Annotated in this window: 14 protein-coding genes and 1 tRNA gene; 7 read left to right on the top strand and 8 right to left on the bottom strand. The window is 69.1% G+C overall.

Annotated elements, in window-relative coordinates; genetic code table 11:
• Window positions 1–12 precede the first annotated feature (12 nt).
• From ACOQFR_RS15505 to ACOQFR_RS15475, 7 genes are all read left to right on the top strand, one after another.
• Window positions 13–357, top strand: coding sequence for a DUF3703 domain-containing protein (locus tag ACOQFR_RS15505; RefSeq protein ID WP_421383579.1), 345 nt, complete (start codon window positions 13–15; stop codon window positions 355–357).
• 128 nt (window positions 358–485) lie between these two features.
• Window positions 486–701, top strand: a complete 216-nt coding sequence (locus ACOQFR_RS15500) for a hypothetical protein (protein WP_421383577.1) — start codon at window positions 486–488, stop codon at window positions 699–701.
• 88 nt (window positions 702–789) lie between these two features.
• Window positions 790–1,182 (top strand): hypothetical protein, encoded by a 393-nt coding sequence (locus ACOQFR_RS15495; RefSeq protein WP_421383575.1) that lies wholly within the window; start codon window positions 790–792, stop codon window positions 1,180–1,182.
• 66 nt (window positions 1,183–1,248) lie between these two features.
• Window positions 1,249–1,800, top strand: a complete 552-nt coding sequence (locus ACOQFR_RS15490; RefSeq protein WP_421383573.1) for a lipocalin family protein — start codon at window positions 1,249–1,251, stop codon at window positions 1,798–1,800.
• Window positions 1,801–1,887: 87 nt separating this feature from the next.
• Entirely contained in the window at window positions 1,888–2,352 is a 465-nt protein-coding gene (locus ACOQFR_RS15485) for an LEA type 2 family protein (RefSeq protein ID WP_421383571.1), read from the top strand.
• Window positions 2,353–2,374: 22 nt separating this feature from the next.
• Entirely contained in the window at window positions 2,375–4,165 is a 1,791-nt protein-coding gene (locus ACOQFR_RS15480; RefSeq protein WP_421383569.1) for an acyl-CoA dehydrogenase C-terminal domain-containing protein, read from the top strand.
• 152 nt (window positions 4,166–4,317) lie between these two features.
• A complete protein-coding gene (locus tag ACOQFR_RS15475) occupies window positions 4,318–6,333 on the top strand; it encodes an AsmA family protein (RefSeq protein WP_421383567.1) in 2,016 nt (671 codons plus the stop codon).
• A 92-nt stretch (window positions 6,334–6,425) separates the two neighbouring features.
• Here the strand turns inward: ACOQFR_RS15475 and ACOQFR_RS15470 are convergent.
• From ACOQFR_RS15470 to infC, 8 genes are all read right to left on the bottom strand, one after another.
• Window positions 6,426–6,502: transfer RNA gene (locus ACOQFR_RS15470), tRNA-Pro, on the bottom strand.
• Window positions 6,503–6,551: 49 nt separating this feature from the next.
• Window positions 6,552–6,908: a MerR family transcriptional regulator gene (locus ACOQFR_RS15465; RefSeq protein ID WP_421383565.1), complete on the bottom strand. Its 357-nt coding sequence runs from the start codon at window positions 6,906–6,908 to the stop codon at window positions 6,552–6,554.
• Entirely contained in the window at window positions 6,901–7,203 is a 303-nt protein-coding gene (locus tag ACOQFR_RS15460) for an integration host factor subunit alpha (RefSeq protein ID WP_421383563.1), read from the bottom strand. Before ACOQFR_RS15460 ends, ACOQFR_RS15465 begins: the two co-directional genes overlap by 8 nt.
• A gap of 34 nt (window positions 7,204–7,237) precedes the next feature.
• Entirely contained in the window at window positions 7,238–9,607 is a 2,370-nt protein-coding gene (gene pheT, locus ACOQFR_RS15455; protein WP_421383561.1) for a phenylalanine--tRNA ligase subunit beta, read from the bottom strand.
• Between the two features lie 30 nt (window positions 9,608–9,637).
• Window positions 9,638–10,648 (bottom strand): phenylalanine--tRNA ligase subunit alpha, encoded by a 1,011-nt coding sequence (gene pheS, locus ACOQFR_RS15450; RefSeq protein WP_421383559.1) that lies wholly within the window; start codon window positions 10,646–10,648, stop codon window positions 9,638–9,640.
• Window positions 10,649–10,756: 108 nt separating this feature from the next.
• Window positions 10,757–11,116, bottom strand: coding sequence for a 50S ribosomal protein L20 (gene rplT / locus ACOQFR_RS15445; protein WP_421383557.1), 360 nt, complete (start codon window positions 11,114–11,116; stop codon window positions 10,757–10,759).
• Window positions 11,117–11,129: 13 nt separating this feature from the next.
• On the bottom strand, window positions 11,130–11,333 hold the full coding sequence (rpmI, locus tag ACOQFR_RS15440) for a 50S ribosomal protein L35 (protein ID WP_421383555.1): 204 nt from the start codon (window positions 11,331–11,333) through the stop codon (window positions 11,130–11,132).
• Window positions 11,334–11,558: 225 nt separating this feature from the next.
• Window positions 11,559–12,086, bottom strand: coding sequence for a translation initiation factor IF-3 (infC, locus tag ACOQFR_RS15435; RefSeq protein WP_421383695.1), 528 nt, complete (start codon window positions 12,084–12,086; stop codon window positions 11,559–11,561).
• Window positions 12,087–12,112: the final 26 nt, after the last annotated feature.

Below are 12,112 nucleotides of genomic sequence, written 5' to 3'. Positions count from 1 at the left end.
CGGAACCACGACATGGACAGACTCGCCCAGGCCTTCGACGCGGAATGGCGCCTTGCCGAAGCGGCACGCCGCGCCGGCCACTTCGATCGCGCCTTCCATCACCTCGAGCGCGCGCACATCCTCGGCCAGCGGCGCACCTGGCGGCACGTCAAGAGCCACCTGGGCATGCTGCGCGTCGGCTGGCAGCGGCGCGACCGCCGGGAAATCCGCGGACAGCTGCTGCGCATCGCCGCCGCCGCAGTCTTCTCGCGCATCTGGGTGCCGGTCGGCAACACCGGTGGCGCCAACGTCAGCCCGACGCTGCCGATGGACGTGCCGCCCGACCTTCGCGCGCTGCTTGGCCAACCCATCGAATGAAGGCGTGCGTCAATGCGGCGCCCAAATGCGACCCACGTCGCAGTTCCCGCGTGCGGTGGTTTGCAGTTTGGTGACGCAGGCATAGATTCGACTCCGGGCGCCCCCGCGCCCGATAGGAGGGGAGTCCTATGAAAGCCTGTTTGATCGGCGGCCCGCTGGACGGGCACTGCCTGGAAGTTGCCGGACGTCCGCAGTCCATCATCACCGAGTCGACCCACTACGCCCTGTTCCGCAACCGCGGCTGGTGGCTGGACCTGTTCTCGCGCGACCTCACCTACGTCTGGTCCGGGCTCGAGGCCCAAGACCAGGTGCAGCGAGGTCGCTGGGGCCGCGCGACCGGCTGAGTGCTGCACGGCCTTCGGGCACCGGAGCCCCGGCCCCAGGCCGGGGCCTCGGCTAGACTGTCGCCCGAAGAAAACCGGATGCCGCGCCATGTCCATCAACTCCAAGTCCCGGCGCGATGCCCGCAAGCGGGCGGACGCCAAGGCGCCCAAGCCCATCCCGGCCCACAAGCTGGGCGCGCCGCATGCCGAACTGCGCGATGAGCAGGGCAAGCTGCTGGGCGGCATCGTGTTCAAGGACAACGAGTGGGTGCTGGGCCTGGGCGGCAAGATCGCCGGCAGCTCGCACAGCGCCGCGCACGTGCTGGCCATCATCAAGCGGGCCGCGGCCCTGCTGCGCAGCGAGGGCCGCGAGGTGCAGCTGGTGTTCTCGGCAACCCTGCGCGCGGCGGCGCACCAGGAGGCCGCCGACGAGGGCCTGGGCTTCGACGAATTCCAGGCCCGGCTGGAGCGCGAGATGAACGAAACCCCGCCAGCCCCCTGAGCCGGTTCACGGGGTATGCATGGGTGCGGTCCTTACCCTGTGCGCATGCAAGCACTGGAGACCGCCATGACCCGCCCCCTCGCCTTCGCCCTGGTCCTGCTCATCGGGGCAGGCCTGGCCCTGCCCCGCCACGCTTTGGCCGAGCAGCCGCTCAAGGCCGTGCCCGAGCTCGACACCGCGCGCTACGCCGGCACCTGGCACGAGATCGCGCGGCTGCCGATGTACTTCGAGCGCAAGTGCGTGCGCGACATCACCGCCACCTACACGCCGCGCCCGGAAGGCGGCATCACGGTGAAGAACGCCTGCACCAAGGCCGACGGCGAGCGCATGGAATCCGAAGGCGTGGCGCGCCAGGCCGGCGACGACCCGGCCAAGCTGGAGGTGCGCTTCGCCCCGGGCTGGCTGTCCTTCCTGCCCATGGTCTGGGCCGACTACTGGGTGATCGCGATCGACGAGGACTACCAGTGGGCCATCGTCGGCGAGCCCGACCGCGAGTACCTGTGGTTCCTGTCGCGCGGGCCGACGATGGATGCCAAGACCTTCGAGGGCCTCAAGGCCCGGGCGCGCACGCTGGGCTACCAGCTCGACGAGCTGATCGTGGTGGTCCAGCCCGACTGATCAGCCGCCGCGGCCGTCCGCGCCGGCTGCTGGGGCTACGTACGGGCTGGTATGCTCGACGGGTTTCCACAGCCGTCCGGTGATCCCATGCGCATCCTGCGAACCGCCCTGGTCCTGCTGCTGATTTCCCTGCTCGCCGCCTGCGCCAGCGGCCCGCCCAAACGCGTGTTCCCGCCCCAGGCCCGCCTGCAGGAACTGCGCGTGCAGACCGACGGCCAGTGGGCCGCCGACGTGCGCATCCAGAACTTCAGCACGGTGCCGATGCGGTTCTCGCGCCTGCAGGCCACGCTCACCGTCGGCGGCGTCGAGGCCGCGCGCATGGACCTGGACCCCGGCATCACCGTCGGCCCGGGCTCGATCGAACTGGTGAAGCACGTGTTCACTCCTTCCGCCGGCGCCAAGGCCGCCGTGGACCAGGCCTTCGCCAACAACCGCGCCGTGCGCTACCAGCTCAGCGGCCGCCTGCTCAGCAGCGATCCTGGTACCGACGACGCCTTCGACTACCCCAGTGCCCTCAACCCGGTGCCCGGCCTGCCCGGCGTGCTGCGCTGACCCTTTCCAGGACGACCCACGAATGAACCGCTATACCGCCCCCGTGCGCGACATGAAGTTCGCGCTCTACGACGTGATCGAAGCCGACAAGCTCTACCAGAAGCTCGGCGTGCAGCACGCCACCCGCGACCTGCTGGACGCGGTGATGGACGAAGCGGCGAAGTTCACCCAGACCGTGCTGGCGCCGCTCAACGGTGTGGGCGATGAAGTGGGCTGCGTGCACGACAAGGCCACCGGCGCCGTGACCACCCCGCCGGGCTTCAAGGAGGCCTATGCGCAGTTCGTCGACGGCGGCTGGAGCGGCCTGACCGCGCCCGAGGCCATGGGCGGCCAGGACCTGCCGGAAAGCTTCGGCGCAGCGCTGAAAGAAATGATCGACGCGGCCAACCTGAGCTGGGGCAACTATCCCCTGCTCTCGCACGGCGCCACCGAAGCGCTCAAGCACCACGGCGAGGCCTGGCAGCAGGAAGTCTTCCTCAAGAAGATCATCGCCGGCCAGTGGACCGGCACCATGTGCCTGACCGAGCCGCACTGCGGCTCCGACCTGGGCCTGCTAAAGACCAAGGCCGAACCGCAGGCCGACGGCAGCTACAAGGTCAGCGGCACCAAGATCTTCATCACCGGCGGCGAGCACGACTTCACCGACAACATCATCCACCTGGTGCTGGCGCGCCTGCCGGACGCGCCCGCCGGCGTGAAGGGCATCTCGCTGTTCATCGTGCCCAAGGTGAAAGTGGCGCGCGACGGCACCGTCGGCGAGCGCAACGCGGTGTGGTGCGGCTCGATCGAACACAAGATGGGCATCCACGGCTCGGTCACCTGCGTGATGAACTTCGACGGCGCCCAGGGCTACCTGATCGGGCAGCCGAACAAGGGCCTCAATGCGATGTTTACGATGATGAACACCGCGCGCCTGGCCGTGGGCCTGCAGGGCCTGGCCCTGATCGACCGTGCGTTCCAGAACGCGCTGGACTACTCGCGTGACCGCCTGCAGGGCCGCGCGCTGTCGGGCGCGAAGTTCCCCGACAAGCCGGCCGATCCGCTGATCGTGCATCCCGACATCCGCCGCATGCTGCTCACCTGCAAGGCGCTGGCCGAAGGCGGCCGCATGCTGGCGCTGCACGCCGCCACCCTGGTGGACGTGCTGGAGCGCTCGACCGACGAGGCCGAGCGCAAGGAAGCCGACGTGCTGCTGGGCTTCCTGACCCCGATCGTGAAGGGCCTGCTGACCGAATGGGGCAACGAGTGCACCTACCACGCGCTGCAGTGCTTCGGCGGCCACGGCTACGTGCGCGAATGGGGCATGGAGCAGCTGGCGCGCGACGCCCGCATCACCACCATCTACGAGGGCACCACCGGCATCCAGGCGCTGGACCTGCTGGGCCGCAAGACCATGCAGCTGCAGGGCGCCGGCCTGCAGCAGTTCCTGAAGATGATCCAGGCCTTCTGCACCGAGCACGCCACCGATGCCACGCTCACCGAATTCGTGCTGCCGCTGGCCGAGATCGCCAAGCAGTGGGGCGAGCTGACCATGGAAGTGGGCAAGAAGGCGATGGCCAACGCCGATGAAGTGGGCGCGGCCTCGGTGGACTACCTGTTCTACTCGGGCTACGTGGCGCTGGCGTTCTGGTGGGCCAAGGCGGTGGCCGCGGCCGACAAGGGCACGCACCCGGCGGACTTCCGCACCGCCAAGCGCGAGACGGCGCGCTTCTACTTCGCGCGCATCCTGCCGCGCACGCAGACCCACGCCGCGGCGATGCGCAGCGGCAGCGGCAACCTGCTGGCGCTGGATGCGGCGCTGTTCGACAGCTGAGCCGTCCGTACCAGGGCTTCCCTGGCAGTGCAGCCACGCAAGCCCGCCGAAAGGCGGGCTTCGTGTTTCCGGCCTTCGCACCCTGCGCACAAAAGTGAACCGCAGCCGCTGGGCTTCGACACGCTTCAGGCTGGCGCGCCTAGACTCGGGCCATGAACCCTTACCCCGCACGTTCCCGCGCCTCCAGGCCACTGCGCTGGTCGTCCGTCACGCGGCGGCAGAAGGCCTGGGGCCGGCTGGCCCTGCTGATCCTGCTGCTGGTGCTGCTGTTCGACTGGAACTGGTTCAAGGGCCCGCTGGAGCGCCGCGTCGAGGCGGCCACCGGCCGCGAGTTCCGCATCGAAGGCGACCTGGACGTGGACTGGACCTGGTTCCAGCCTACGGTGATCGCCGATGGCGTGGTGCTGGGCAATGCCGACTGGGCCGAGGAACGCGAGATGCTGCGCGTGGACCATGCCGAGGTGGACCTGCGGCTGTGGTCGCTGTTCCGGGGCGATCCGCACCTGCCGGCCGTGCGGCTGACCACGCCGGTGCTGCGCCTGGCGCGCAACGATGCCGGCCAGGCGAACTGGAACTTCCGCGAAGACGAGCCCAGGGCCGAAGCCACGCAGTTCCCGCGCATCGACCAGCTGTGGGTCAGCGACGGCCAGTTCCATCTGGTCGAGGCCAAGTTCCGCACCGATCTCAGCGTCGCCGTGCGCAGCGGCGAAGCGCCGGCCGACGGCGGCCTGGCGCCGCTGCTGCTCAACGGCGACGGCCGCTACCGCGGCAATGATTTCCAGCTGCAGGGCCGGGTGGACTCGCCGCTGGAGCTGGTGGACCAGGCGAACCGTTTCCGCATCGACCTGGTGGCCAATGCCGGCAGCACCCGCGCCCGCGCCTTCGGTGGCCTGTCGGCGCCGCTGCAGCTGCAGGATTTCAACCTGGGCTTCGAGCTTTCCGGCGATGACATGGCGCAGCTGTATCCCCTGCTGGGGCTGGCCATCCCGCGCACCTCGCGTTACGACCTGGAAGGCCGCCTGAGCCGCACCGGCGCGGTATGGAGCTACACCGACATGAGCGGCACGGTGGGCGACTCCGACCTGGCCGGCGACGTCAGCGTGGATTCCGCGCCGGAGCGCAGCTTCCTGCGCGCCGACCTGGTGTCGCGTCGCCTGGACTTCGACGACCTTGCCGGCTTCATCGGCGGCACGCCGCAGGTCGGGGAAGGCAACCGCGAGGCGCAGGTGACCCCGAGCAATCGCTTCTTCCCGGAGCGCCCCTACGACCTGTCCAAGCTGCGTTCGATGGATGCCGACGTGCGCCTGCGCGCCGAGCGCGTCACCTCGCCCACGCTGCCGCTGGAATCCATGGACGCGCACCTGAAGCTGGTGGACGGCGACCTGCGCCTGGACCCGATGGTGCTGGGCCTGGCCGGCGGCGACCTGCGCAGCCGCGTGCGGCTGGACTCGCGCCAGGACCCGATCGCGGCCGAGATCGACCTGCGGGCGCGCCGGCTCGAACTGCCCAAGCTGGTGCCCAAGGGCGCGCCCGAGAGCGCCGGCCGCGTCGGTGGCCGCATCCAGATCAGCGGGCGCGGCAATTCGGTGGCGTCGCTGCTGGGCACCGCCAATGGCGACATCGGCGTGGCGATGGGCCGCGGCCGCATCAGCAACCTGACGCTGGAGCTGGCGGGCCTGGACATCGCCGAGGCGCTGCGCTTCCTGATCGGCAAGGACAAGGTGGTGCCGGTGCGCTGCGGCTTCGCCGACTTCGCGGTGGCGGATGGCGTGATGACCGCGCGCGAGTTCGCCTTCGACACCACCGACACCCTGCTGCTGGCCGAGGGCAGCATCGACCTGGGCGACGAGAGCCTGGACCTGCTGCTCAAGCCGCGGCCCAAGGACATCAGCCCCTTCAGCCTGCGCTCGCCGCTGCGCGTGCGCGGCACGCTGCGCGATCCCACCATCCGGCCGCAGGGCGGCCCGCTGGCGCTGCGTGGCGCGGTGGCCGCGGCGCTGTACTCGCTGGCGCCGCCGGCGGCACTGCTGGCGCTGGTCGAAACCGGTCCCGGCGAGGATGCCGAGTGCAGCTTCGCCGCGCGTCGCGCCGCCACGGGCGGAGAGGCCAAGGCCACCGGCGAAGCGGATGCGCGCAGCACGAAACGCGGCGAAGCCAAGGACGGCTGACGCGTCGCAGTTACGGGGACTCGGAAACAAAAAGCCCGCCGGAAGGCGGGCTTTGCTGCTTTCCCGTGGGGATGCGGGAAGGCCTTTCGAATTGGTCGGGACGGTGAGATTCGAACTCACGACCCCTAGCACCCCATGCTAGTGCGCTACCAGGCTGCGCTACGCCCCGATTCTTTGTTGCCCCGGCGTGGGCCGGGCTGGCGATTATACGTGAAGTCTCAGCGCCTGAGCAGCTGCAGCACTTCTTCCAGCTCCATGCGGACCTGCTTGACGATCTGGGCCGACATGCTGGTCTCGACCCGACCCACCTCGCCCTCCAGCCGCTGGCGCGCGCCGGAGATCGTGTAGCCCTGTTCGTACAGCAGGCCGCGGATCTGGCGGATCATCAGCACGTCGTGGCGCTGGTAATAGCGGCGGTTGCCGCGGCGCTTGACCGGCTTGAGGCTGGTGAATTCGGTTTCCCAGTAGCGCAGCACGTGCGGCTTGACGTCGCAGAGCTCGCTGACCTCACCGATGGTGAAGTAACGCTTGGCCGGGATGGCCGGCAGTTCCCGGTTGCTGCCCGGATCAAGCATGGGTGCCTCCGGCGTAGGCTTCCACGCGCTCCTTCAGCTTCTGGCCGGGGCGGAAAGTCACGACGGTGCGGGCGGAGATCGGAATCTCTTCGCCGGTCTTGGGGTTGCGGCCGGGCCGCTGGTTCTTCTGCCGCAGGTCGAAGTTGCCGAAGCCCGACAGCTTGACCTGCTGCCCACGCTCCAGCGCTTCCCTCAACACGTCGAAGAAGGAGTCAACGAATTCCTTGGCCTCGCGCTTGTTCAAGCCAACTTCCTCGAACAGACGCTCGGCCATTTCGGCCTTGGTCAGTGCCATAACATCCCCTGTAACCCGCCGTTGCCGGCGGCCATCATGACCGCAACCTCGCGCCACAGTCCTTGGCCAGCGCCTCGAGGGCGGTGGCGACGGCCTGGTCGGCGTCGCGGTCAGTTAGGGTGCGTGAAACGTCCTGCAGAATCAAGCCCATAGCCAGACTCTTTGAGCCGGCGTCTAGGCCAGGACCGACGTAGCGGTCGAACAGCCGGACCTCGCGCAGCAGGCCGCCCAGGGCGGTTTTCAGGCTGGCCTCCAGGGCCGCCCACGGGGTGGTTTCCGGCACGACGAGCGCGATGTCCCGGCGGACGGACGGGAAGCGCGACAGCTCCCCGGCCCGGGGTACGGCGCGGGCCGCCACGGCGCCCAGGTCGAGCTCGAAGCCCACCACCTCGCCGTCCAGGTCCAGGGACCGGGCCAGGGCCGGGTGCAGGTGGCCGACCCAGCCGATGCAGGCGCCGTCGCGCCAGACCGAGGCGCTGCGGCCCGGGTGGCCCTGCGGGCGGTCATCGGCGCGGAACTCGGCTCGGGCGCCGGCCAGGGCCAGCAGGGCCTCGACGTCGGCCTTGAGGTCGTAGAAGTCCACGTCGCGCTGCGGTACGGCCCATTGCTCGGCCGACTGCGGGCCGCAGGCCACGGCGGCGATGCGGGCGGTCTCGATCGGGGCGTCCGGCCCTTGGCGGAAGCTGCGGCCCAGCTCGAACAGGCGCACGCGCGGCTGCTGACGGGCCCGGTTGCGGGCCAGCGCGTCCACCAGGCCGGGCAGCAGCGAGGTGCGCATCACGCCCAGCTCGGCGCTGAGCGGGTTGGCCAGGGCCACCGCGCCCTCGTCGAGCTGCCACGCGGCCAGCGTGCGGGCATCCACGAAGGCGTAGTTGATGGCTTCGACGAATCCGCGGCCGACCAGCTGGCGGCGCAGCACGGCGTCGGCCACGCGGGTCTCGGACGGCGCCACCAACCGGATCTGGCCGGTGGGCGTGGTGGTGGGGATGGCGTCGTAGCCGTGGATGCGGGCGATTTCCTCGATCAGGTCTTCTTCAATCGCGATGTCGAAGCGACGGCTCGGCGGCACCACGCTCCAGCCCTGGTCCGTGGCCGATACCTGCATGCCCAGGGCGCGCAGGATGCGCTCGACCTCGGCGCCGGGCACGCTGATGCCCAGCACGCGCTGCAGGCGTTCGCGGCGAAGCACCACGGCGGTGGGCGCAGCGAGGTGTTCAGGCAACGTGGCCTCGGTGAGCGGGCCTGCCTGGCCGCCCAGGATCTGCAGGGCCAGCGCGGTGGCGCGTTCGACCGCGTAGCGCGGCAGCTGCGGATCCACGCCGCGCTCGAAGCGGTGCCCGGCGTCGGTATGCATGCCCAGCTTGCGGGCCCGGCCGATGATGGCGCTGGGCGCCCAGTGCGCGGCCTCGAAGAACACGCGCGTGGTGGCGTCGGTGACGCGGGTGTCCCAGCCGCCCATCACGCCGCCCAGCGCCGCGGCGCGGTCGTTGTCGGTGACCAGCAGGAAGCCCGGGTCCAGCGTGACCTCGCGCTCGTCGAGCAGGGTCAGGGTTTCGCCCTGGCGCGCATGGCGGACGATCAGAGGACCGGTCAGCCTGTCGGCATCGAAGGCGTGCAGCGGCTGGCCCAGCTCGAGCATCACGTAGTTGGTGATGTCCACCAGCGGGCTGATCGGCCGCAGCCCGGCGCGCTTGAGGCGCTCGGACATCCACAGCGGCGTGCGCGCGGCGGCATCCAGGCCTTCGACGATGCGGCCACAGAAGCGCGGGCAATCCGCGCCGGCCTGAAGCTGCACTTGCAGCGCGGCCTGGCTGGTGACCGTGGCCTCGGGGATCTGCATCGCGCTGACCTGGGTGCCCAGCGCCGCCGCCACGTCGAAGGCGACGCCACGCACGCTGAAGCAGTCGGCGCGGTTGGGCGTGAGCTTGAGCTCGAAGCTGGCATCGGGCAGGCCCAGCAGCGCGGCCAGGGGCGTGCCGACCGGCGCATCCTCGGGCAGCTCGAGCAGGCCGGACGCATCCGGATCCACGCCCAGCTCCTTGGCCGAGCACAGCATGCCCTGCGAATCCACGCCGCGCAGCTTGGCGGCCTTGATCTGGATGCCGCCCGGCAGCGTGGCGCCGACCGTGGCCAGCGGCGCCTTGAGGCCCGGGTGGGCGTTCGGCGCGCCGCAGACGATCTGCACGGTGCCGGCGCCGATGGCGACCTGGCAGACCTGCAGGCGGTCGGCTTCGGGATGTTTCTCGCAGGACAGGATCTGCGCGACCACGACGCCGTCCAGGCCTTCGCCGATCACCTGCGCGTCCTCGACCTCCAGGCCGATCGCGGTCAGGCGGGCGGACAGCTCGTCGCGGGTGGCGTCGGTGGCCACGTGCTCCCTGAGCCAGCTTTCCGGAAATTTCATGGGTGGGTTCCTAGAGGGCCAGCGAACGGGTCAGGCGAACTGCCTGAGGAAGCGGACGTCGTTGTCGAAGAAGCTGCGCAGGTCGTTGACGCCGTAGCGCAGCATCGCGAAGCGTTCGACGCCCAGGCCGAAGGCGAAGCCGGTGTACTTCTCGGGGTCGATGCCGCAGGCGCGCAGCACGTTGGGGTGGACCATGCCGCAGCCCAGCACTTCCAGCCAGCGCGTGCTGCCGTCGGGCTGGGTCCAGGCGATGTCCACCTCGGCCGAGGGTTCGGTGAAGGGGAAATAGCTCGGACGGAAGCGCATCTCGAAGTCGCGCTCGAAGAAGGCGCGCACGAATTCGGCCAGGGTGCCCTTGAGGTCGGCGAAGCTGGAGGTTTCGTCCAGCAGCAGGCCTTCGACCTGGTGGAACATCGGCGTGTGGGTCTGGTCGGAGTCGCTGCGGTAGACCTTGCCGGCCGCGATCATGCGCAGCGGCGGTCTGTTGTTTTCCATGAAACGCACCTGCACGCCCGAGGTGTGCGTGCGCAGCAGCCGCGCCACGCCCGCGGCGTCGGGCGGGAAGTAGAAGGTGTCGTGCATGGCGCGCGCCGGGTGGTGCGGCGGGAAGTTGAGCGCCTCGAAGTTGTGGTGGTCGTCCTCGATCTCGGGGCCGTCGGCCAGCTGGTAGCCCAGGCGCGCGAAGATGTCGGTGATGCGCTCGAGCGTGCGCGAGACCGGGTGCAGGTTGCCGGGCAGGTCGCCGCGGCCCGGCAGGGTCACGTCGATGCGCTCCGAGGCCAGGCGCTGCGCCAGGGCCGCCTGTTCCAGGCTGGACTTGCGCCCGGTGATGGCCTCGCCGACGGCGTCCTTGGCACGGTTCACCGCCTCGCCCGCCAGCTTGCGCTGGTCGGGGGCCAGGGCGCCGAGCTGCTTGAGCTGGCCGGTGATGCTGCCGGACTTGCCGAGCAGGGCCACGCGCAGCGCATCGAGGGTATCGAGGCTGTCGGCGGCGGCGATCTGCGCCAGCGCGGAGTGGGTGAGCTGTTCGAGTTCGGTCATGCGCGGCCCGTCGTGGAATGTGCCAGCCTGAAAACAAAATGGGGAAGGACTCTCGCCCTTCCCCATCTCTTCGTGCCCACTGGCGGCGTGCCGCCGCGGGCGATGGCCTTACGCCGCGAGAGCGCGCTTGGCCTGTTCGGCGATCGCGCCAAAGGCGGCGGGATCGTGGATGGCGATGTCAGCCAGGGCCTTGCGGTCCAGGGTGATGTTCGCCTTGAGCAGGCCATTCATGAAGCGGCTGTAGCTCAGGCCGTGCAGGCGGGCCGCCGCATTGATGCGGACGATCCACAGGCTGCGGAACTGGCGCTTCTTCTGCTTGCGACCGATGTAGGCGTACTGCAGGGCCTTGGTGACGGCCTGCTTGGCGACGCGGAAGACCTTGCGACGGGCGTTGTAGTAGCCCTTCGCCATCTTGATGATTTTCTTGTGCCGGCGGCGCGCCGTAACACCACGCTTGACTCGTGCCATGGTTCAGTCCTCCTCAGAGATAGGGCAATTGGCGCATCAGGCGGCCTGCATCCTCGGCCCGGACGTGGTTCGTCTGGCGGAGGTTGCGCTTACGCTTGGTGGCTTTCTTGGTGAGGATGTGGCTACGGTTCGCGTGGCCCGCCTTGAACTTGCCGGAAGCGGTCTTCCGGAAGCGTTTTGCGGCCGCTCGATTGGTCTTGATCTTGATCTTGGCCATGGGAGTCCCTTTTGGGTTTTTTGGTTACTGACCTGGGCGGTGGCTTGCGCCACTCTTTCCGTCCTGCCCGTGTCGGCTTGTAAGTCGCTGATTTCTTTTGGAAAACGTGACTGGTCCATGACGGCTTCGCCCGATGGACCGGGCCCGGATGCCGCACCGGGGACCCGCCGGGAAGCCGGCGAGCCGCGAATTATGCAACAAAACCAACGCCTTGGGTAGCGTGGCTTACTTTTTCTTGGGGGCGACCATCATGATCATCTGGCGGCCCTCGAGGCGGGGGCGCTGCTCGATGACCACTTCATCGGCCAGGTCGGCCTCGATGCGCTTGGCCATCTCCATGCCCAGCTCTTGGTGCGCCATCTCGCGCCCCTTGAAGCGGATGTTGACCTTGACCTTGTCGCCCTCCTCCAGGAACCGGCGGAGGTTGCGCAGCTTGATGTTGTAGTCGCCATCGTCGGTGGTCGGGCGGAACTTGAGTTCCTTGATCTCGACGATCTTCTGCTTCTTCTTGGCCGCGTTGGCCTTCTTCTGCAGGTCGAACTTGTACTTGCCGTAATCCATGATGCGGCAGACCGGCGGATCGGCCGTGGGCTGGATTTCCACCAGGTCCACGCCGGATTCCTCGGCCAGTGCGAGCGCTTCGTCGCGCGTCAGCACGCCCACCATCTCGCCATCGAGGCCGATCACGCGCACGCGCGGGACCCGGATCTCGAGATTCTTGCGGTTGCCCTTGTCTGTAGATGAAGTATTGATTCGCGTGTTCCCAGTTGGTTGTAACC

It is taken from the genome of Arenimonas sp. MALMAid1274, from assembly GCF_049195245.1.
Lineage (GTDB): Bacteria > Pseudomonadota > Gammaproteobacteria > Xanthomonadales > Xanthomonadaceae > Arenimonas.
This window is presented reverse-complemented; position numbering and strand designations above follow the sequence as displayed.

Bases quoted from the DNA above. Each gene is read 5' to 3' on its own strand.
- ACOQFR_RS15505 (WP_421383579.1), top strand. From the start codon at position 13: ATGGACAGACTCGCCCAGGCCTTCGACGCGGAATGGCGCCTTGCCGAA.
- ACOQFR_RS15500 (WP_421383577.1), top strand. From the start codon at position 486: ATGAAAGCCTGTTTGATCGGCGGCCCGCTGGACGGGCACTGCCTGGAA.
- ACOQFR_RS15495 (WP_421383575.1), top strand. From the start codon at position 790: ATGTCCATCAACTCCAAGTCCCGGCGCGATGCCCGCAAGCGGGCGGAC.
- ACOQFR_RS15490 (WP_421383573.1), top strand. From the start codon at position 1,249: ATGACCCGCCCCCTCGCCTTCGCCCTGGTCCTGCTCATCGGGGCAGGC.
- ACOQFR_RS15485 (WP_421383571.1), top strand. From the start codon at position 1,888: ATGCGCATCCTGCGAACCGCCCTGGTCCTGCTGCTGATTTCCCTGCTC.
- ACOQFR_RS15480 (WP_421383569.1), top strand. From the start codon at position 2,375: ATGAACCGCTATACCGCCCCCGTGCGCGACATGAAGTTCGCGCTCTAC.
- ACOQFR_RS15475 (WP_421383567.1), top strand. From the start codon at position 4,318: ATGAACCCTTACCCCGCACGTTCCCGCGCCTCCAGGCCACTGCGCTGG.
- ACOQFR_RS15465 (WP_421383565.1), bottom strand. From the start codon at position 6,908: ATGCTTGATCCGGGCAGCAACCGGGAACTGCCGGCCATCCCGGCCAAG.
- ACOQFR_RS15460 (WP_421383563.1), bottom strand. From the start codon at position 7,203: ATGGCACTGACCAAGGCCGAAATGGCCGAGCGTCTGTTCGAGGAAGTT.
- pheT (WP_421383561.1), bottom strand. From the start codon at position 9,607: ATGAAATTTCCGGAAAGCTGGCTCAGGGAGCACGTGGCCACCGACGCC.
- pheS (WP_421383559.1), bottom strand. From the start codon at position 10,648: ATGACCGAACTCGAACAGCTCACCCACTCCGCGCTGGCGCAGATCGCC.
- rplT (WP_421383557.1), bottom strand. From the start codon at position 11,116: ATGGCACGAGTCAAGCGTGGTGTTACGGCGCGCCGCCGGCACAAGAAA.
- rpmI (WP_421383555.1), bottom strand. From the start codon at position 11,333: ATGGCCAAGATCAAGATCAAGACCAATCGAGCGGCCGCAAAACGCTTC.